The organism is Allobosea sp. (assembly GCF_051860145.1).
Taxonomy (GTDB): Bacteria; Pseudomonadota; Alphaproteobacteria; order Rhizobiales; family Beijerinckiaceae; genus Allobosea.
In genome coordinates, this window is record NZ_JBHYEM010000003.1 from 342,749 (window position 1) to 362,164 (window position 19,416).

The following is a 19,416-nucleotide window of genomic DNA, read 5'->3' on the forward strand; positions in this document are numbered from 1 at the left end:
CGGGTTCGGTTTTTTTAGCGAACGCCCCCACCGGAAGGCCGTGCGGTCCGCTATCAGGCGCCTATCGGCGCGGCTGCGACGCGGCCGCGCCCTAGACCGGCCCCATTTCATCGCCTAATTCGTTGGCCAGATGCGCCTTCGGGTGCAAACGCGACGGGGCTTCCTCGAACCATGACCGTGACCGACCGCCGCCAGATCCTGGCCGGCCTTTCCGCCGCCTTGAGTTTCTCCGTGGCGCCCGCCGCGCTGCTGGCGCAGCAGCCCGAGGCGAGGCCCGCTCCCGTTCCCGCGCCGCCGCAACCGCGCTTCGGCTTCGAGGATGTGGTGCAGCGCGCCCGTGAGATCGCGGCAGCGCCCTATGAGGCGGGGCCGACCTTGCCGGAGCCGCTGTCGCGGCTCGATTTCGATGCCTGGCGCGATATCCGCTTCCGGCCGGAGCGGGCGCTGCTGGCGCAGTCCGGCTCGGGCTTCCGCATGCAGATGTTCCATCCCGGCTTCCTCTTCACCCGGCCGGTGACGGTGAACATCATCCGCGACGGCGTGCCGACGCCGGTGCCCTATTCCGCCAATCTGTTCGATTACGGGCGGGTCAAGTTCGAGAAGCCGCTGCCGGTCAATCTCGGCTTCGCCGGTTTCCGGCTGCATTACCCGCTCAACGACCCGCGGATCTTCGACGAGCTGATCTCGTTCATCGGCGCGAGCTATTTCCGGGTGCTCGGGCGCGAGCAGCGCTATGGGCTATCGGCGCGCGGCCTCTCGATCGGCGCCGGCGTGCCCGGCGGCGAGGAATTTCCGGTCTTCCGCGAATTCTGGGTCGATGCGCCGGGCGCCGGCGCCGAGCGCGTCACCGTCTATGCGCTGCTGGATTCGGCCTCGGTCTCGGGCGCCTACCAGTTCCACATCTATCCGGACGTGGACAGCGTGCTCGATGTCGGCGTCGTGCTGTTCCCGCGCAAGCCGATCGAGAAGCTCGGTCTCGCGCCGCTGACCTCGATGTTCTTCACCGGCGAGAACGACCGGCGCTTCCATGACGACTTCCGCACCGAACTGCATGATTCGGACGGGCTGATGATCCATTCGGGAACCGGCGAGTGGATCTGGCGGCCGTTGCGCAACCCGCGCGTCCAGGCGGTCTCCTCCTTCGTCGAGCGCAATGTCCGCGGCTTCGGCCTGATGCAGCGCGACCGCGTCTTCGAGCATTACCAGGATCTCGATCTCAGCTACGAGCTGCGCCCCTCCTACTGGATCGAGCCGCAGGGCGACTGGGGCGAGGGTAGCGTCGAGCTGATCGAGCTGCCGACCGGTGACGAGACCAACGACAACATCGTCGCGCTCTGGGCCCCGAAGGCGCCGATCGAGCCGGGGCGCGAGTTCCGCTTCGGCTACAAGCTCACCGCGCTGCTCGATTCCAGCGATCTCCATCCTGGCGGGCGCGTGATCAACACCTATCAGGCCAAGCCGAAGGCGCTCGGCTCGGGCGAGCCGGTGACGGACGGGGCGCGCCGCTTCATCGTCGATTTCGCCGGCGGCGACCTAGCCTATCACCTGAAGCAGCCCGAGAAGGTCGAGATCGTGCCGTCGATCGCCTATGGCCGGATCAACCGCGCCTTCATCGTCCCCAATCCCAAGACCGAAGGCTTCCGCGCTTTCATCGACATCGTCGTCGAGCCCGGACAGCTCGCCGAGATGCGCGCCTTCCTGAAGAGCGGCGACAAGACGCTGACCGAGACCTGGAGCTATCCGTGGCGCTCCGAGGCGTGAGGCGTCACGGCGCAGCCGCTACCGCCTCGATCTCGACCTTGAACTCCGGCAGCGTGAAGCCCGAGACGATCATCAGCGTCGAAGCCGGCGGAACCGCCCCGACATGGGCGTCGCGAGACTCCATATAGGACTTCATATGGGCGCGGTCGGTGACATAGGCATTGACGCGCACGATGTCGGCCAGGGTCATGCCGGCCTCGGCGAGGATGGCGGCGATATTGGCGAAGCAGAGATCGGCCTGGGCCCGCGCATCCTCGGGGATACTGCCATCGGCGGCGACGCCGAGCTGGCCGGAGCAGAACACCAGGCGCTGGCCGGCCGGAATTTCGGCGCCGTGGCTGTAGCGCGCGAAGGGCGCGTGGATCGAGGGCGGGTTGAGCGGCGTCATGCTGGTCCTCCAGTGCCGGCGGACTATGCCGCGCCACGACATCCGGAACCAGAGCGGCCGCGATGTGTTCGTGGCGAGAGGCGCTGAGGTGCAGGGACATTTGGGTGATCGCCGTGCTCATGCCACGTTCACCCGCAAGGCGTAGACTGCGAATCAGAAGACCAGGTCAAACTGACGGAAATGAGCGCTGCATGACTATCGGGACCGCCAATCGCCATCGCCTGATCACGGCCGCGAGCCTGCTGCCCCTGCTTGCCCTGACCGCTTGCGCGGGCTCGCAGCGTTTCACCGGGCCGGGCCCCGCCATCGCGGGCGGGCCGGTCTATACCCAGCCGCAGCTGCAATCGGCTCCACCGATCAGCTCAGCCCCGATCAGCTCGCAGCCCTTGCCGCCTCCCGGAGGCTATCCGGTCGCCTCCGCCCCGAATTCTCCGGGCGGCCTGCCGCCGCAGGGAGATCCCTTCTTCGATCCCAATGCCGGCGCACCGCCCGGTTCGGGCGCGCCGCCGGTCGAGCGCACCACGGAACCACCGACCCTGCGTGGCGGCGGCGGCCAGGTCGCGACGCTCGGCTCCAGCACCACCTCCCCACGCGGCGGCGCCTCGTCGCGCGACAGCGTGGTCGGCAACTGGACGGCGCGTGAGGCGACTGGCGGTTCCTGCCGCGTCCAGCTCTCGAGCGCGCCCTCGCTCGACCTCTACCGCGCCAATGCCGCGGGTTGCTCCAACCGCGATCTGCAGAAGGTCAATGCCTGGGATTATCGTGACGGCGAGGTCTATCTCTATCAGTCGGGTGGCTCTGTGGTCGCCCGCCTGCGCGCCAGCGACGGCGGCGGCATGAACGGCGCCGTCACGAAGTCCGGCGCCGCGCTCTCGCTCAATCGCTGACCGCGGGCTCGCCTCAGCCTCGCGACGCGGCGCGTGCGAAAAAGGCCGGCCGCCAGAACCGGCGCTGCAGCGACAGCGCCAGGGTGGCGAAGCCCTTGGCGTTGTCGAGCGCCTCGTCGAGCACGGTGAAGGGCGTCGGCCCGCCGGTCGCGATCGTGCCCTCGACATCGTTGTAGCCGCCGACGAGATCGGCCTCGAACTTGCGCGCCAGCCGGCGCATCGCCGCGTTCTCGGGCAGGCAGGTCATGTAGAGCGTGCGGATGCTGCGATTGCGCGCAGCGGTGATCAGCCGCGCGAACAGCGTCTCGCCGATGCCGCGGCGGCGCCAGTCCTTCTCGACGCTGAAGGCGGCTTCGCCGGTCTGGGCGACGATGTCCTCGAGCCCGCGCAATTCGGCCGCGCCACGGACCTCGCCATCCTCGATATAGGCATAGACCAGCCCGCCGACCCCGAACGTGGTCTCGGCGTAGTTGATCAGGAAGTCGTCATTCACCGCCGTGCCGAAGCGTTCGCGGCGCGTGAGCGCGTCGAGACGCAGCAGGTGGTTGGTGAAAAGCGAGCGCTCCGCGGGCCAGAGTCGGCGGGTTTCGCCCTGGCCGGTCACTGCGCCGGTCTTTGTGGAACGAGCCAAAATATCTTCTCCTGTCACGGCGCCAATGCGGCGCTACCGTCCAGGAGGCGTTTGTCCCTAGTCTCGAGGGGAAGATGTTCCCTCGATCATGGAATACAAGAGGCGAACCTGCGGCTATTTTGGACGAAAGGGAGGATTTTTTGTTCATTTTGGCGCGATCAGCGTCATCTGGCCGCACCTCGGCAACGTCCCAGGCTTGCGGTCGGGCCGGGCCTGACGTAACCCCGGGTTCAAATGCTGTCCCGCCCGCCGGCCATGCCCAAGACGATCACCGAACGCTACGCAGCCCTGGTCCAGGACGGCGCGATCGAGCGCGACCCGGCGCAGGTCGCCGTGGTCAGGCGGCTCGCTACGCTGACGGAAGCGCTGGCAACCCGGCGGCTGGCGAAGAAGAGCAGCGCGCTCGGCTGGCTCTTCGGCAATCGGCAATCCGCGCAGGACGGGCTCAAGGGGCTCTATATCTGGGGCTCAGTCGGGCGCGGCAAGACCATGCTGATGGACATGTTCTATGACGCAGCGCCGGTCGCGGCCCGGCGACGCGTGCATTTCCACGCCTTCATGGCCGACGTCCATGGCCGCATCCACGCCTATCGCCAGCGGCTCAAGGCCGGCGAGGTCAAGGAGCCGGACCCGATCGCCCCCGTCGCGGCCGATCTCGCCGAAGAGGCGACGCTGCTTTGCTTCGACGAGTTCACCGTCACCGACATCGCCGATGCGATGATTTTGGGCCGGCTGTTCACGGCGCTGTTCGCGGCCGGGGTCGTCGTCGTCGCGACCTCGAATGTCGAGCCGTCCCGGCTCTACGAGGGCGGGCTCAACCGGGCGCTGTTCCTGCCCTTCATCGCCCTGCTGACCGAGAAGGTCGAGGTCGTGCGGCTCGATGCCCGCACCGATTTCCGGCTGGAGAAGCTCGGCGGCGCGCCGACCTACCATGTTCCGGCCGACGCGGCGGCCAGCGCCGCGCTCGACACGGCGTTCCAGCGGCTGAGCGGCTCGGCCCATGGCGAGCCCGTGACGCTGACCGTCAAGGGCCACGAATTGCGCCTGCCCCAGGCCGCCGCCGGCGTCGCCCGCGCCAGCTTCGCCGATCTCTGCTCGCAGGCCTATGGCGCTTCGGACTATATTGAGCTGGCGCAGCGCTTCCACACGCTGATCCTCGACGACATCCCGGTGCTGGCCGACGAGCGCCGCAACGAGGCGAAACGCTTCATCATCATGATCGACACGCTCTACGAGCACCACGTCAAGCTCCTCGCCTCGGCGGCGGCCGAGCCGCACGAGCTCTATGTCGCCAAGCAGGGCCGCGAGGCCTTCGAATTCGACCGGACCGTCTCCAGGCTGATCGAGATGCGCTCCGAGGATTATCTCGCGCTCGCCCATGGCCGGGCCGATTCCGCCGCCAGCGGCGACTCGACCGGGCTGGTCGAGACTTAGGGAGCGCTCCCGATGCCGACGCGCGAGCCGAGCGAGACCCGCATCCTCACCGTCGCCAGCGAGCATCTGCGGCTTCATGGCCTGAAGCGCTTCACCGTCGTCGCGGTGGCCGAAGAAGCCGGCATGACCCATGCCAATGTCTATCGCTACTTCCCGTCGCGGGCGGCGCTGGTCGACGCCGTGGTCGATCTCTGGCTGAAGGCGACGGAGCGCCGCCTCGCGGATATCGCCGACGGGCCGGACCCGGCCGACGACAAGCTCGAGCGGTTGATCCTGGCGCTCGCCAAGGCCAATCGCGACCTGTTGATCGAGGACCGCAACCTCTTCGCGGCACTCTCCCAGGCCGTGGCCGGGCGCCATGCGATCAGCCGGCGCAACCGCACCCGCGTCCGGGCGCTGTTCGAGCGCGTCATCGACGAGGGCATCGCGTCCGGCGCCTTCGAGCCGCGCGACCGCGACCGGGCGATCGCCTTCGTCATCGACGCCACCCATCGCTTCATCCACCCGGCCGCGCTGGAGCTCGACGCCGATGTCCCGCAGGCCTCGGTCGATATCCGGCTATCGGCACTGATCCGCGTCGCATTGCGTGTACTGGCGACCGGCATCATCTGAAATTCCGGTTACGAATTACAATTATCGTAATATGTAATCGCCGCTTTCGCCACCATATCAGGAAGGACGATCAGGTCGCTTTTTCACAAGGCGTTGATTTGACGGCAAGAAAGGTAAAGTCTGCTCGCCCCGCATCGCTCTCTCCCCTCGGCTGACCCGGATCGCGACAGGGTTGCGGCGAAAGGCCGGTTTGGGCCAAAGGAACGCACGGTTTTGCCGGGTATCCGGAATTTTGCAGCGCAAGGACAAGGACTAGGCTATGGCCCGCAAGAAGATCGCCCTTATCGGCGCCGGCCAGATCGGCGGCACGCTCGCCCATCTCGCCGGGCTCAAGGAACTCGGCGACGTCGTGCTGTTCGACATCGCCGAAGGCATCCCGCAGGGCAAGGGTCTCGACATCGCCGAGTCCGCCCCGGTCGACGGCTTCGACGCCGCCTATAGCGGCACGCAGTCCTATGAGGACATCAAGGGCGCCGACGTGATCATCGTCACCGCCGGCGTGCCGCGCAAGCCCGGCATGAGCCGCGACGACCTGATCGGCATCAACCTCAAGGTGATGAAGGCAGTCGGCGAGGGCATCAAGCAATACGCGCCCAAGGCCTTCGTGATCTGCATCACCAACCCGCTCGACGCGATGGTCTGGGCCCTGCAGAAATTCTCAGGGCTTAAGCCCAACATGATCTGCGGCATGGCCGGCGTGCTGGACAGCGCCCGCTTCCGCCATTTCCTCGCCGACGAGTTCAAGGTCTCGGTCAAGGACGTCTCGGCCTTCGTGCTGGGAGGCCATGGCGACGACATGGTGCCGCTGGTCCGTTACTCGGGCGTCGCCGGCATTCCTCTGCCCGACCTCGTCAAGATGAAGTGGACGACGCAGGAGCGTCTCGACGCCATCGTCGAGCGCACCCGCAAGGGCGGCGGCGAGATCGTCAACCTGCTCAAGACCGGCTCGGCCTTCTATGCGCCGGCGGCCTCCGCCATCGCCATGGCCGAGAGCTACCTCAAGGACCAGAAGCGCGTGCTGCCGGCGGCGGCGGCGCTGAAGGGCCAGTACGGCGTGCGCGACATGTTCGTCGGCGTGCCGGTCGTGATCGGCGCCAAGGGCGTCGAGCGCGTCGTCAAGATCCGCCTCAACAAGGCGGAGCAGGAGATGCTGTCGAAGTCGGTGGCTTCGGTGCAGGGCCTGATCGACGCCTGCAAGTCCATCGATTCGTCATTGGCGTGAGATAGAGCGAAGGGCGGACGGCCTCACAGTCGCCCGCCCTATTCGCCCTTCGCCAGCGCACGCAAGGAATCCGAGCACATGAACATCCACGAATATCAGGGCAAGGCGGTTCTCAAGGAGTTCGGCGCGCCGGTCTCCGCCGGCTTCCCGGCGCTTACGGTGGCGGAAGCCGTCGAGGCCGCCAGGAAGCTGCCCGGCCCGCTCTACGTCGTGAAGAGCCAGATCCATGCGGGCGGCCGCGGCAAGGGCAAGTTCAAGGAATTGCCGGCCGACGCCAAGGGCGGCGTGCGGCTCGCCAAGTCGATCGAAGAGGTCGAGGCCCATGCCAAGGAGATGCTCGGCAACACCCTGGTGACCCTGCAGACCGGCCCGGCCGGCAAGCAGGTCAACCGCCTCTATATCGAGGACGGCTCCGACATCGAGAAGGAGTTCTACCTCTCGGCCCTGGTCGACCGCGAGACCTCGCGCATCGCCTTCGTCGTCTCGACCGAGGGCGGCATGGATATCGAGAAGGTGGCGCATGACACGCCCGAGAAGATCAAGACCTTCTCGGTCGATCCCGCGACCGGCATCATGCCGCATCACGGCCGCACCGTCGCCAAGACGCTCGGTCTCTCGGGCGATCAGGCCAAGCAGGCCCAGACCGTCCTCGCCCAGATCTTTGCCGCCTTCGTCGGCAAGGACATGGCGATGCTCGAGATCAATCCGCTGATCGTGACGACCCAAGGCCAGGTCAAGTGCCTCGACGCCAAGGTCTCCTTCGACTCCAACGCGCTCTACCGCCATCCCGAGCTGATGGAGCTGCGCGACGAGACCGAGGAGGACGCCAAGGAGATCGAGGCCTCCAAGCACGACCTCGCCTATATCGCGCTCGACGGCACGATCGGCTGCATGGTCAACGGCGCCGGCCTCGCCATGGCGACGCTCGACATCATCCAGCTCTATGGGGAATCCCCGGCGAACTTCCTCGATGTCGGCGGCGGCGCCTCCGAAGAGAAGGTCACTGCGGCCTTCAAGATCATCACCGCCGACCCGAAGGTGAAGGGCATCCTCGTCAACATCTTCGGCGGCATCATGAAATGCGACGTCATCGCGCGCGGCGTCATCGCCGCAGTGAAGGCGGTCGGGCTTCAGGTTCCGCTGGTCGTCCGGCTCGAAGGCACCAATGTCGAGGAAGGCAAGGAGATCATCCGGTCCTCCGGCCTCAACGTCATCCCGGCCGACGACCTCGACGATGCCGCCCAGAAGATCGTGGCTGCGATCAAGAAGGCTTGAGGGAAAACCATGTCCATCCTGATCGACAAGAACACCAAGGTCATTTGCCAGGGCTTTACCGGCAAGAACGGCACCTTCCATTCCGAGCAGGCGATCGCCTATGGCACGCAGATGGTCGGCGGCACCTCGCCCGGTAAGGGCGGTGCGCTGCATCTCGGCCTGCCGGTCTTCGACACCGTCGCCGAGGCGCGCGATGCGACCGGGGCCACGGCCTCCGTCGTCTACGTGCCGCCTCCGGGCGCGGCCGATGCGATCTGCGAGGCGATCGATGCCGAGATCCCGCTGATCATCTGCATCACCGAGGGCATCCCGGTGCTCGACATGGTCAGGGTCAAGCGCTCGCTCTCGGGCTCGAAGTCGCGGCTGATCGGGCCGAACTGCCCGGGCGTCGTCACGGCGGGCGAGAGCAAGATCGGCATCATGCCGGCGAACATCTTCAAGCCCGGCTCGGTCGGCATCGTCTCGCGCTCCGGCACGCTGACCTATGAGGCGGTGTTCCAGACCACCAACGAGGGCCTCGGCCAGACCACGGCCGTCGGCATCGGCGGCGACCCGGTCAAGGGCACCGAGTTCATCGACATGCTCGAGATGTTCCTGGCCGACGAGAAGACCAAGTCGATCGTGATGATCGGCGAGATCGGCGGCTCGGCCGAGGAGGACGCGGCGCAGTTCATCAAGGACGAGGCCAAGCGCGGCCGCAAGAAGCCGATGGTCGGCTTCATCGCCGGCCGCACGGCCCCTCCCGGCCGCCGCATGGGCCATGCCGGCGCCATCATCTCCGGTGGCAAGGGCGGCGCCGAGGACAAGATCGCAGCCATGGAAGCGGCCGGCATCCGGGTCTCGCCCTCGCCGGCGCGCCTTGGAAAGACCTTGGTCGAAGTATTGAAGGGCTGAATATCTCGCCGTCATGGCCGGGCTTGACCCGGCCATCTCGTGACCAGCGAGATTCACGAAGAGATGCTCGGGCCAAGCCCGGGCATGACGTGGCAGGTTAGGAAGAAGGCAGGACGACAATGGCTCGCCAGGACATCAACGAGGCTCTCGCGCAGACGGGTTTCCTCTATGGCGGCAACGCGGCCTATATCGAGGATCTCTACGCGCGCTATCAGGCCGACCCCGGTTCGGTCGACGAGCAGTGGCAGGGCTTCTTCGCCGGGCTGAAGGACGAGGGCTCGGCCATCGTCCAGAACGCCAAGGGCGCCTCCTGGAAGAAGCCGAACTGGCCGATTCCCGCCAATGGCGAGATGATCTCGGCACTCGACGGCAACTGGGCCGTGGTCGAGAAGGTCGTCTCCGACAAGCTCAAGGGCAAGGCCCAGGCCGCCGGCGCGACGCTGAGCGCCTCCGACGTCCAGCAGGCGACGCGCGATTCCGTGCGCGCCATCATGCTGATCCGCGCCTACCGCATGCGCGGCCATCTCCACGCCAAGCTCGATCCGCTCGACATCGAGCAGGTCGCCAATCCCGAGGAGCTGTCGCCGGCCGCCTTCGGCTTCGCCGAGGCCGATCTCGATCGCAAGATCTTCATCGACAACGTGCTCGGCATGGAGTTCGCCACGGTTCGCGAGATGGTCGCGATCCTGCAGCGGACCTATTGCAACACGATCGGCATCGAGTTCATGCACATCTCCGATCCGGAGCAGAAAGCATGGCTGCAGGAGCGGATCGAGGGTCCCGACAAGGAGATCGCCTTCACTCCCGAGGGCAAGAAGGCGATCCTGAACAAGCTCGTCGAGGCCGAGGGCTTCGAAAAATTCCTCGACCTGAAATATACCGGCACCAAGCGCTTTGGCCTCGACGGCGGTGAATCGCTGGTTCCGGCGCTGGAGCAGATCATCAAGCGCGGCGGCGCGCTCGGCGTGCGCGACATCGTCTTCGGCATGGCCCATCGCGGCCGCCTGAACGTGCTGACCCAGGTGCTCGGCAAGCCGCACCGCGCCCTGTTCCACGAGTTCAAGGGCGGCTCCTTCGCGCCCGACGACGTCGAGGGCTCGGGCGACGTCAAATACCATCTCGGCGCCTCGAGCGACCGCGAGTTCGATGGCAACAACGTCCATGTCTCGCTGACCGCCAACCCCTCGCATCTCGAGATCGTCGATCCCGTGGTGCTCGGCAAGGTCCGCGCCAAGCAGGACCAGTTCGGCGATATCGTCGAGCGCTCCAAGGTGCTGCCGCTGCTGCTGCATGGCGACGCCGCCTTCGCCGGCCAGGGCGTGGTCGCGGAATGCCTCGGCCTGTCGGGCCTGAAGGGCCACCGCACCGGCGGCTCGGTGCATTTCATCATCAACAACCAGATCGGCTTCACCACCTATCCGCGCTATTCGCGCTCCTCGCCCTATCCGTCCGACGTGGCGAAGATGGTCGAGGCGCCGGTCTTCCACGTCAACGGCGACGATCCGGAGGCGGTCGTCTTCGCGGCCAAGATCGCGATCGAGTTCCGGCAGAAATTCCACAAGCCGGTCGTCATCGACATGTTCTGCTATCGCCGCTTCGGCCATAACGAGGGCGACGAGCCGGGCTTCACCCAGCCGCTGATGTACCGCAAGATCCGCAGCCACAAATCGACGCTCGAGCTCTACAGCACGAAGCTCGAGGCCGAGGGCGTGATCCAGCCGGGCGAGCTCGACGAGATGCGTGCGGCCTGGAAGGGCAAGCTCGAGATCGAGTTCGAGGCCGGCCAGACCTTCAAGCCCAACAAGGCCGACTGGCTCGACGGCCGCTGGGCCGGCATGAAGGCGATCCGCGCCGACGAGGACGACCCGCGCCGCGGCGCGACCGGCGTGGCGGAAGCGGTGCTGAAGGAGATCACCGAGAAGATCACGGCCGTGCCGGCCGGCTTCAACGTCCACAAGACGATCCAGCGCTTCCTCGACAACCGGCGCAAGTCGGTCGAATCCGGCAAGGGCATCGACTGGGCGACGGCGGAATCGCTGGCCTTCGGCTCGCTGCTGCTCGACGGCAATCCCGTCAGGCTCTCCGGCCAGGACAGCGAGCGCGGCACCTTCAGCCAGCGTCATTCGGTGCTGATCGACCAGGAGACCGAGGCCCGCCACACCTCGCTCAACAATATCCGCGAGGGCCAGGCGCGCTACGAGGTCATCAACTCGATGCTCTCGGAAGAGGCGGTGCTCGGCTTCGAATACGGCTACACGCTGTCGGAGCCGAACGCGCTGACGATGTGGGAGGCGCAGTTCGGCGACTTCGCCAATGGCGCGCAGGTCGTGTTCGACCAGTTCATCTCGTCGGGCGAGCGCAAATGGCTCAGGCTGTCGGGCCTCGTCTGCCTGCTGCCGCACGGCTATGAGGGCCAGGGTCCGGAGCATTCCTCCGCCCGCCTCGAGCGCTTCCTGCAGATGTGCGCCGAGGACAACATGCAGGTCGCGAACTGCTCGACGCCTGCGAGCTATTTCCACATCCTGCGCCGGCAGCTCAAGCGCGACTTCCGCAAGCCGCTGATCCTGATGACGCCGAAATCGCTGCTGCGCCACAAGCGCTGCGTCTCCGACCTGGCGGATCTGGCCGAGGGCTCGACCTTCCATCGCGTCCTGCACGACGATGCCGAGCGCGGCGCCTCCACGACCAAGCTGGTCAAGGATTCGAAGATCCGCCGCGTCATCCTCTGCTCCGGCAAGGTCTATTTCGACCTGCTGGAGGAGCGCGAGAAGCGTGGCGTCGACGACGTCTACCTGATGCGTGTCGAGCAGCTTTACCCCTTCCCGCTGAAGTCGCTGGCGCAGGAGCTGGCGCGCTTCAAGGCGGCCGACGTCGTCTGGTGCCAGGAGGAGCCGAAGAACATGGGCTCCTGGACCTTCGTCGAGCCCTATCTCGAATGGGTGCTCGGCCATGCCGGCTCGAAATCGAAGCGTCCGCGTTATGTCGGCCGACCGGCCTCGGCCGCGACGGCAACCGGGCTGATGTCCAAGCATCTCGCCCAGCTCGCCGCCTTCATGGACGAAGCTTTTGCCGCCTGAACCCTGTCATCCCGGACAAGCCGCGAAGCGGCGCCGATCCGGGATCCATGCCTGACCGTTCCGGCATGGATCCCGGCTCTCCGCTTCGCTCCGGGGGATGACGCCCACGAGTTTGCATAAGAGGCCTGATATGGCGACCGAAATCCGCGTACCCACCCTCGGCGAATCCGTCTCGGAAGCGACGATCGGCAAATGGTTCAAGAAGCAGGGCGATGCGGTGAAGGCCGACGAGCCATTGGTCGAGCTCGAGACCGACAAGGTCACGCTCGAGGTCAACGCGCCGGCAGCCGGCGTGCTCGGCGAGATCGTCGCCAAGGAAGGCGAGACGGTCGGCGTCAACGCGCTGCTCGGCTCGATCGGGGCTGGCGACGGCAAGGCCGCCGCGAGTGCGCCGAAGGCCGAGGACAAGAAGGCCGAGCCCAAGAAGGACGAGACCTCCGTGGCCCAGGCCGCCGGCAAGACCGGCGCCGACACCTCGGCCGAGGCGCAGAAGAAGGCGGGCGCGGTCGCCGGCGACACGCCGGTCAAGCCCGCGACCAAGGCCACCGATTCGGGCCCCGCCGTCAGCCGCCTCGCCGCCGAGAGCGGTGTCGATCCCGCAGGCGTCAACGCCTCGGGCAAGGATGGCCGCGTCACCAAGGGCGACATGCTGGCCGCGATCGCGACCGGCCCGGCGGTCGCCGGCTCGGCTCCGGCCGCCCCCGTGCAGGTCCGCGCTCCCTCAGTGCCGGACGACGCCTCGCGCGAAGAGCGCGTCAAGATGACCAAGCTGCGCCAGACCATCGCGCGCCGGCTGAAGGAGGCGCAGAACACCGCCGCCATGCTGACCACCTTCAACGAGGTGGACATGTCGGCCGTCATGGCCCTGCGCAACCAGTACAAGGAGGTCTTCGAGAAGAAGCACGGCGTGAAGCTCGGCTTCATGGGCTTCTTCGTGAAGGCCTGCGTCCAGGCGCTGAAGGAGATCCCTTCGGTCAATGCCGAGATCGACGGCACCGACATCGTCTACAAGAACTATTACCACATCGCCGTCGCGGTCGGCACCGACAAGGGCCTGGTCGTGCCGGTGGTGCGCGATGCCGACCAGCTCTCCATTGCCGGCGTCGAGAAGGCGATCGGCGAACTCGGCAAGAAGGCGCGCGACGGCGCGCTCAAGATCGAGGACATGCAGGGCGGCACCTTCACCATCTCGAATGGCGGCGTCTACGGCTCGCTGATGTCGACGCCGATCCTGAACGCGCCGCAATCGGCCATCCTGGGCATGCACAAGATCCAGGAGCGGCCGATGGTCGTCGCCGGCAAGATCGAGATCCGCCCGATGATGTATCTCGCGGTCAGCTACGACCACCGCATCATCGACGGCAAGGAGGCGGTGACCTTCCTCGTCCGCATCAAGGAAGCCCTGGAGGACCCGGCGCGTCTCGTGCTCGACCTCTGAGGCCGGGCCATGGCGAACGGCCGGCCGGGCGATCATCCCTATACCGACATCACCACCCATGGTGAGAACCTGTTCGGCATGGGGATCGACGAGATGGTGCGCCAGCTCCACGCGACTGGCTCGCCCGACCTGCGCTGGCTCGTCTCCGACATCATCTGGAACTGGCCGCTGGTCGACTACAAGCCGGTACAGCCGGAGCGGCTGTCGTCCATCCTGGTCGCGGTGAAGCGCTACGCCGAGGCCTCGGGCACGCGGGTGGGCTGATCATGGCCAACGGCAAGCCGGGCGATCATCCCTATACCGACATCACGATCCACGGACAGGACATCTTCGGCCTGGGGATCGACGCGAAGCTTCGGCGGATCGAGGCCGAGGGGCAAATCGAGCTGATCGCCGTCGCCGGCACGCTGGTCGGCTCCTGGCCGTGGATCGACCACAGGCCGGCCAACCCGCACGGCCTCGCGATGATCGTCGATTCCCTGATCCACCTGCTCGAGGCGCAGCGCCGCAAGGCCTGAACGGGCGCGCCGCTGGCGCCCGGTTGTCAAAACTGCCATCGTCCCTCGGCCACGCGTTTGGCTGGGAGGGTGTCATGAACGCGATTGCTGCGACGACGGAAATCACGGTTCTCGGCTGGAGCGTCGTGCTCCTGCTGCTTCAGATTATCCTGCAGGCCGGCACGTCCGGCGACCTTGGCCCGCAATACCTGTTCAGCCCGCGCGACGAGCCGCGCGAGTCCGCCAGCGTCGTGTCGCGTCGGCTGAAGCGAGCGCTCGACAACCTGCTCGAGAGCTACCCGGCCTTCGTCGCGTTGGCGCTGGCGCTCGCGATCACTGGCAAGGCCGGCGGGCTCGGCGCGACCGGCGCCTGGCTCTACCTCGCGGCACGCGTCGCCTATGTCCTGCTCTACGCCGCCGGCATCCCGGTGATCCGGACTTTCGTCTGGCTCGCCTCGTTCATCGGCCTCGTCCTCATGCTCATCCGCTTGATGACGTGAAGACGGGAGCTCCCGGGTAGACACCTGCAACGAGGTAAAGATCTCTTTGCGTCATCCCGGACGGAGCGCCGCAGCGCTCCGTCCGGGATGACGGTTGTTGACGCAGGCTGCTCTTCCTACTGCACCACCATCGCCGAGAAGGGATGGACATAGGCCTGCAGCATCACCAGCCCGCCGACGAGGCAGGCCAGCGCGATCGAGTGCCAGAAGACGAAGCGCAGGATCGTGCCTTCGTGACCGAACCAGTTGGTCGCCGTCGAAGCGACGACGATCGACTGGGCATCGATCATCTTGCCCATCACGCCACCGGACGAGTTCGCCGCGCCCATCAGGATCGGCGACAGGCCGAGCTGTTCGGAGGTGACCTTCTGCAGGTTGCCGAAGAGCACGTTCGAGGCCGTGTCCGAGCCCGTCAGCGCCACGCCGAGCCAGCCGAGCAGCGTGCCGAAGAAGGGATAGAGCACGCCGGTTCCCGCGAAGGCGAGGCCGAGCGTGGCGTCGAGGCCCGACAGCCTGGTCAGTGTGCCGATCGCCAGCATCGCCGAGATCGTGATCAACGAATAGGCGCAGAGCTTGATCGTCCGCGCATAAGTCATGAGCAGCCGGCCCGGCGTGAAGCCCATGACGAAGCCGGAGATGATCGCGGCGATCAGCATGCCCGAGCCGGTATAGGACAGCCAGGTGAACGAGAAGACCGCGCCTTCCGGCGTCGGCTTCGGCGCGACCGGCGCAACCTTGGCGATCTGGTTGTGCAGGTCGGGTACGGCGTAGTTCCAGGTCGTCCAGGGATTGACCGCGGTCTTGAACCAGCCCGTGCCCCAGATCAGCAGCACGGCGCAGACGATGATCCAGGGCGTCAGCGCCATCCAGACCTGTGCGCGGCTCGGCACCACGGTCGACGGGACCGGCGCGATCCGCCCCTCGTCCGAGATGTCGTGGCTGCGCAGCTTTGGCGAGGTCCAGACCTCCTTCGGCTTCCAGACCTGCAGGAAGCCGATCAGGCAGGCCATCGAGATCAGCGAGGCGCCGATATCGACGATCCAGGGATTGATGTAGTTCGAGATCAGGAACTGCGGCACGGCGAAGGAGACGCCAGTGACCAGGATCGCCGGCCAGATCTGCAGCATGCCGCGCCAGCCGGCGAAGACCCAGATCAGCCAGAACGGCACCAGCAGCGAGAAGAACGGCAATTGCCGGCCGACCATGGCGCCGAGCAGGAAGGGATCGATGCCGGTGACCTGGGAGAGGCCCTGGATCGGCGTGCCGAGCGCGCCATAGGCGACGGGCGCGGTATTGGCGATGAGCGACAGCCCCGACGCCGCCAGCGGCGAGAAGCCGAGCCCGATCAGGATCGCGCCGGTGACGGCCACGGGCGTGCCGAAACCCGACGCGCCCTCGAAGAACGCGCCGAAGGCGAAGGCGATCAGCAGGAGCTGGATGCGGCGGTCGCTGGTGACGCCGCCGATCGTCGTCTGCAAGGTCTCGAAGGTGCCCTTCTCGACCGTGAGCCGGTAGAGAAAAATCACGTTCAAGACGATCCAGCCGATCGGGAAGAAACCCGTCACCGCGCCGAGAACAGTGGCGCGGAGCGACATCCCCGCAGGCATGGTGAATAGAAATATCGCGACAATATTCGCGACGATCAAGGCAATGATCGCTGCGATATGGGCTTTTACGGCGTTGGATGCGATGAGTCCTAGCAAGACAACAACCGGCAGCGCGGCGGCAATCGTGGACAAGACGCTATTGTCGAATGGATCGTAGACTTGGTTCCACATGGAATGCCCTTCCTTCCCCAAGGAATTAGACGATAGTCGTACGACTATGAGCATTTTTCTTCTTGTTGTTATCTGGGAGACTACGCTCCCAATCGGAGCGCGCCACAACCCCGCCTGCAACCTTGTCAACGGTTGTCGGCATGGCGTCACGGCACAAAGCCATGTATGGCCGGGTCGACGCCCTGCGCCCTTGCGGCGCCAGTCGGCTACGCTCTGAAAGTCATCCTCAGCGGAAGAAGCTCATGTCCTACGATCTCGTCGTCATCGGAACCGGCCCCGGCGGCTATGTCTGCGCCATTCGCGCCGCCCAGCTCGGCCTCAAGGTCGCGGTGGTCGAAAAGCGCAAGACCCATGGCGGCACCTGCCTGAATGTCGGCTGCATTCCGTCCAAGGCGCTGCTGCATGCGTCCGAGATGTTCGAGGAAGCCGCCCATACCTTCCCCAGCCTCGGCGTCGTCGTCGGTAAGCCGAAGCTCGATCTCAAGCAGATGCTGGTCCACAAGCAGGAAACCGTGGACGCCAATGTCAACGGCGTCGCCTTCCTGCTGAAAAAGAACAAGATCGAGGCCTTCCAGGGTGTCGCCAGCATCCCCAGTGCCGGCAAGGTTGAGGTCAAGGGCGCTGACGGCAAGAGCCAGACGCTCGAGACCAAGAACATCGTCATCGCCACCGGCTCGGAAGCCGCCGGCCTGCCGGGCGTGAAGATCGACGAGAAGACCGTCGTGACCTCGACCGGCGCGCTCGAGCTGACAACCGTGCCGCAGGAGCTGCTCATCGTCGGCGCCGGCGTGATCGGCCTCGAGATCGGCTCGGTCTGGAGCCGTCTCGGCGCCAAGGTCACCGTGGTCGAGTATCTCGACCGCATCATCCCCGGCATGGATGAGGAGATCGCCAAGCAGTTCCAGCGCATCCTGCAGAAGCAGGGCTTCACCTTCCATCTCGGCTCGAAGGTGACCAAGGTCGAGACCGGCAAGAAGGGCGCGACCGTGACGGTCGAGCCCGCCGCTGGCGGCGAGGCCAAGACGCTGTCGGCCGATATCGTGCTGGTCGCCATCGGCCGCCGCCCGAACACGGATGGCCTCGGGCTGGAGGCGGCCGGCGTCGCGACCGAGAAGGGCCGCGTCGTCATCGACGACCATTTCAAGACCAATGTCGCCGGCATCTATGCGATCGGCGACGTGGTGCGCGGCCCGATGCTGGCCCACAAGGCCGAGGACGAGGGCATGGCGGTGGCCGAGCTCATCGCCGGCAAGGCGGGCCATGTGAACTACGACGCGATCCCGAGCATCATCTACACCGCCCCCGAGGTCGCCGCGATCGGCAAGACCGAGGAGGAGCTCAAGGCCGCCGGCATCGCCTACAAGATCGGCAAGTTCCCCTTCACGGCGAATGCGCGCGCCCGCGCCATGCGGCACACCGACGGCTTCGTGAAGTTCCTGGCCGATGCCGCGAGCGACCGCGTACTCGGCTGCCACATCATCGGCCCCCATGCCGGCGATCTGATCGCCGAGGTCACCGTGCTGATGGAATTCGGCGGCTCCTCGGAAGACCTCGCCCGCACCTGCCACGCCCATCCGACGCTGGCCGAGGCGGTCAAGGAAGCGGCGCTCGCCGTCGACAAGCGCCCGATCCATATGTGAGCCTCGCTTGCTTCGTGGATCGGCGCAGCCATGATAGGTTTCGCCCATGACACGAGACGAGGCATCTCTTGAACTGGCGCGTCGCGCCGACGCCCTGCGCGCCCGCGGCGCGCAGGCTGCCTATCTGTTCGGCTCGACGGCAAGGAACGAAGCAACTGCCGACAGCGACATTGATGTCTTCATCGATGTCGCACCGGGCCGTAAATTCTCCTTGATCGATCTCGCGGGAATGCGCAGCTATCTCGCCGAGCAACTCGGCGTTGAGATCGACCTGACGACGCGCAAGGGATTGCACCCGAAGCTGCGCGCGCAGATCGAGGGCGAAGCCGTCAGGGTCTTCTGATGGCGCGACATGTCGATGTCGTCCTCGAGGATATTCTCGACGCGATCGCATTGATCGAAGAGGCCGCCGCCAGCCATGACCGCGCGAGCTTCAGTAAAGCCCTGTTCGTGCAGCGTGGCGTCGAGCGGTCGCTGGAGATCATCTCCGAGGCCGTGCGACATCTTCCAGACGATTTACTCGCCCTGCGGGCAGATGTGGGCCTGGGCCGATATCAGAGCGATCGGCAATCTGATTCGGCATGAATACTGGCGCATCGACCCCGACATCGTCTGGGCCGTGATCACCGACGATCTTCTGCCTTTGCGCGCTGCGATCGAAGACCTTCTCGCGTCGCGGCGCGCTTGACCGTCACCCCCGCCGGGCGTGGAACGCACTCAGCGTGTTGCGCAGCAGGCAGGCGATGGTCATCGGACCGACGCCGCCCGGCACCGGCGTGATCGCGCCCGCGACCTTCGCCGCCTCCGCGAAATCGACGTCGCCGGTGAGCTTGCCGTCCGGCAGCCGGTTGATGCCGACATCGATCACCGTCGCGCCCGGCTTGATCCAGTCGCCCTTGATCATGTTCGGCCGGCCGACCGCCGCGACCAGGATGTCGGCCCGCCGGCAGACGGCCGGAAGGTCGCGCGTCCGCGAATGCGCGATCGTGACTGTGCAATCGGCCTGGAGCAGCAATTGCGCCAGCGGCCGGCCGACCAGCTCGGAACGCCCGACGACCACGGCCTCGAGGCCCGACAGCGAGGGCAGCGCCGCTTTCAGCAGCAGCATCGAGCCCAGCGGCGTGCACGGCACCAGCCCGGATTTGCCGCCGGCGAGCCGGCCGGCATTGATCGGATGCAAGCCGTCGACATCCTTGGCGGGATCGATCGCGTCGATGATCCGGCCGGTATCGATATGTTTCGGCAGCGGCAGCTGCACCAGGATGCCGTCGACCGCGTCGTCGGCATTGAGCTCCGCGAGCTTGGCGAGCAGCTCGGCCTCGCTGGTCTCCGCCGGCATGCGGTGCACCGCCGAATTCATGCCGATCTCGGCCGCGAGCTTT

20 protein-coding genes are annotated in these 19,416 nt (G+C 66.3%); 16 read left to right on the plus strand and 4 right to left on the minus strand.

Translation table 11 applies throughout. The features are described 5' to 3' along the window. The first annotated feature begins 171 nt into the window (after positions 1 to 171). On the plus strand, positions 172 to 1,761 hold the full coding sequence (locus ACTIF2_RS07310; RefSeq protein WP_439496380.1) for an OpgD/OpgG family glucan biosynthesis protein: 1,590 nt from the start codon (positions 172 to 174) through the stop codon (positions 1,759 to 1,761). Between the two features lie 4 nt (positions 1,762 to 1,765). Here ACTIF2_RS07310 and ACTIF2_RS07315 read toward each other — a convergent pair whose 3' ends face one another. Then, positions 1,766 to 2,149, minus strand: a complete 384-nt coding sequence (locus ACTIF2_RS07315) for a RidA family protein (protein WP_439496381.1) — start codon at positions 2,147 to 2,149, stop codon at positions 1,766 to 1,768. Between the two features lie 191 nt (positions 2,150 to 2,340). Between ACTIF2_RS07315 and ACTIF2_RS07320 the strand changes: the two genes are divergently transcribed. Then, on the plus strand, positions 2,341 to 3,036 hold the full coding sequence (locus tag ACTIF2_RS07320) for an AprI/Inh family metalloprotease inhibitor (protein ID WP_439496382.1): 696 nt from the start codon (positions 2,341 to 2,343) through the stop codon (positions 3,034 to 3,036). Positions 3,037 to 3,049: 13 nt separating this feature from the next. On the opposite strand, the gene ACTIF2_RS07325 is transcribed toward ACTIF2_RS07320, so the two are convergent. Beyond that, positions 3,050 to 3,667, minus strand: a complete 618-nt coding sequence (locus ACTIF2_RS07325) for a GNAT family N-acetyltransferase (RefSeq protein ID WP_439496383.1) — start codon at positions 3,665 to 3,667, stop codon at positions 3,050 to 3,052. Positions 3,668 to 3,901: 234 nt separating this feature from the next. Between ACTIF2_RS07325 and zapE the strand changes: the two genes are divergently transcribed. From zapE to ACTIF2_RS07375, 10 genes are all read left to right on the plus strand, one after another. Beyond that, the gene (gene zapE, locus ACTIF2_RS07330; protein ID WP_439496384.1) at positions 3,902 to 5,101 is read left to right on the plus strand and encodes a cell division protein ZapE; all 1,200 of its coding nucleotides are present in this window, start codon (positions 3,902 to 3,904) and stop codon (positions 5,099 to 5,101) included. Positions 5,102 to 5,113: 12 nt separating this feature from the next. Beyond that, positions 5,114 to 5,713 (plus strand): TetR/AcrR family transcriptional regulator, encoded by a 600-nt coding sequence (locus tag ACTIF2_RS07335; RefSeq protein ID WP_439496385.1) that lies wholly within the window; start codon positions 5,114 to 5,116, stop codon positions 5,711 to 5,713. 259 nt (positions 5,714 to 5,972) lie between these two features. Next, positions 5,973 to 6,935, plus strand: a complete 963-nt coding sequence (gene mdh, locus ACTIF2_RS07340; protein ID WP_439496386.1) for a malate dehydrogenase — start codon at positions 5,973 to 5,975, stop codon at positions 6,933 to 6,935. 78 nt (positions 6,936 to 7,013) lie between these two features. After that, positions 7,014 to 8,210: an ADP-forming succinate--CoA ligase subunit beta gene (gene sucC / locus ACTIF2_RS07345; protein WP_439496387.1), complete on the plus strand. Its 1,197-nt coding sequence runs from the start codon at positions 7,014 to 7,016 to the stop codon at positions 8,208 to 8,210. A gap of 9 nt (positions 8,211 to 8,219) precedes the next feature. Then, entirely contained in the window at positions 8,220 to 9,104 is an 885-nt protein-coding gene (sucD, locus tag ACTIF2_RS07350) for a succinate--CoA ligase subunit alpha (protein WP_439496388.1), read from the plus strand. Between the two features lie 119 nt (positions 9,105 to 9,223). Continuing rightward, positions 9,224 to 12,181: a 2-oxoglutarate dehydrogenase E1 component gene (locus ACTIF2_RS07355; protein ID WP_439496389.1), complete on the plus strand. Its 2,958-nt coding sequence runs from the start codon at positions 9,224 to 9,226 to the stop codon at positions 12,179 to 12,181. 130 nt (positions 12,182 to 12,311) lie between these two features. Next, on the plus strand, positions 12,312 to 13,619 hold the full coding sequence (odhB, locus tag ACTIF2_RS07360) for a 2-oxoglutarate dehydrogenase complex dihydrolipoyllysine-residue succinyltransferase (RefSeq protein ID WP_439496390.1): 1,308 nt from the start codon (positions 12,312 to 12,314) through the stop codon (positions 13,617 to 13,619). 9 nt (positions 13,620 to 13,628) lie between these two features. Then, on the plus strand, positions 13,629 to 13,883 hold the full coding sequence (locus ACTIF2_RS07365) for a hypothetical protein (RefSeq protein ID WP_439496391.1): 255 nt from the start codon (positions 13,629 to 13,631) through the stop codon (positions 13,881 to 13,883). Positions 13,884 to 13,885: 2 nt separating this feature from the next. Further along, complete coding sequence (locus ACTIF2_RS07370; RefSeq protein WP_439496392.1) at positions 13,886 to 14,137, plus strand: hypothetical protein; 252 nt, start codon at positions 13,886 to 13,888, stop codon at positions 14,135 to 14,137. A 74-nt stretch (positions 14,138 to 14,211) separates the two neighbouring features. Then, positions 14,212 to 14,616 carry an MAPEG family protein gene (locus ACTIF2_RS07375; RefSeq protein WP_439496393.1) on the plus strand — a complete coding sequence of 135 codons (405 nt, stop codon included), beginning with the start codon at positions 14,212 to 14,214 and terminating at the stop codon, positions 14,614 to 14,616. 116 nt (positions 14,617 to 14,732) lie between these two features. Here the strand turns inward: ACTIF2_RS07375 and ACTIF2_RS07380 are convergent, their stop codons facing one another. Then, positions 14,733 to 16,394 carry an L-lactate permease gene (locus tag ACTIF2_RS07380; protein WP_439496394.1) on the minus strand — a complete coding sequence of 554 codons (1,662 nt, stop codon included), beginning with the start codon at positions 16,392 to 16,394 and terminating at the stop codon, positions 14,733 to 14,735. A gap of 242 nt (positions 16,395 to 16,636) precedes the next feature. Between ACTIF2_RS07380 and lpdA the strand changes: the two genes are divergently transcribed. The 4 genes from lpdA to ACTIF2_RS07400 are packed head-to-tail and all read left to right on the plus strand — an operon-like array spanning position 16,637 to position 18,722. After that, the gene (gene lpdA, locus ACTIF2_RS07385) at positions 16,637 to 18,034 is read left to right on the plus strand and encodes a dihydrolipoyl dehydrogenase (protein WP_439496395.1); all 1,398 of its coding nucleotides are present in this window, start codon (positions 16,637 to 16,639) and stop codon (positions 18,032 to 18,034) included. A 46-nt stretch (positions 18,035 to 18,080) separates the two neighbouring features. After that, a complete protein-coding gene (locus ACTIF2_RS07390; protein ID WP_439496396.1) occupies positions 18,081 to 18,377 on the plus strand; it encodes a nucleotidyltransferase family protein in 297 nt (98 codons plus the stop codon). Next, positions 18,377 to 18,619 carry a HepT-like ribonuclease domain-containing protein gene (locus ACTIF2_RS07395; RefSeq protein ID WP_439496397.1) on the plus strand — a complete coding sequence of 81 codons (243 nt, stop codon included), beginning with the start codon at positions 18,377 to 18,379 and terminating at the stop codon, positions 18,617 to 18,619. Before ACTIF2_RS07390 ends, ACTIF2_RS07395 begins: the two co-directional genes overlap by 1 nt. Then, positions 18,570 to 18,722: a HepT-like ribonuclease domain-containing protein gene (locus ACTIF2_RS07400; RefSeq protein ID WP_439496398.1), complete on the plus strand. Its 153-nt coding sequence runs from the start codon at positions 18,570 to 18,572 to the stop codon at positions 18,720 to 18,722. Before ACTIF2_RS07395 ends, ACTIF2_RS07400 begins: the two co-directional genes overlap by 50 nt. Positions 18,723 to 18,725: 3 nt before the next feature. Here the strand turns inward: ACTIF2_RS07400 and ACTIF2_RS07405 are convergent. Beyond that, positions 18,726 to 19,416, minus strand: a 691-nt coding sequence (locus ACTIF2_RS07405) for a bifunctional 5,10-methylenetetrahydrofolate dehydrogenase/5,10-methenyltetrahydrofolate cyclohydrolase (RefSeq protein ID WP_439496399.1), incomplete at its 5' end; no start/stop codon positions are given.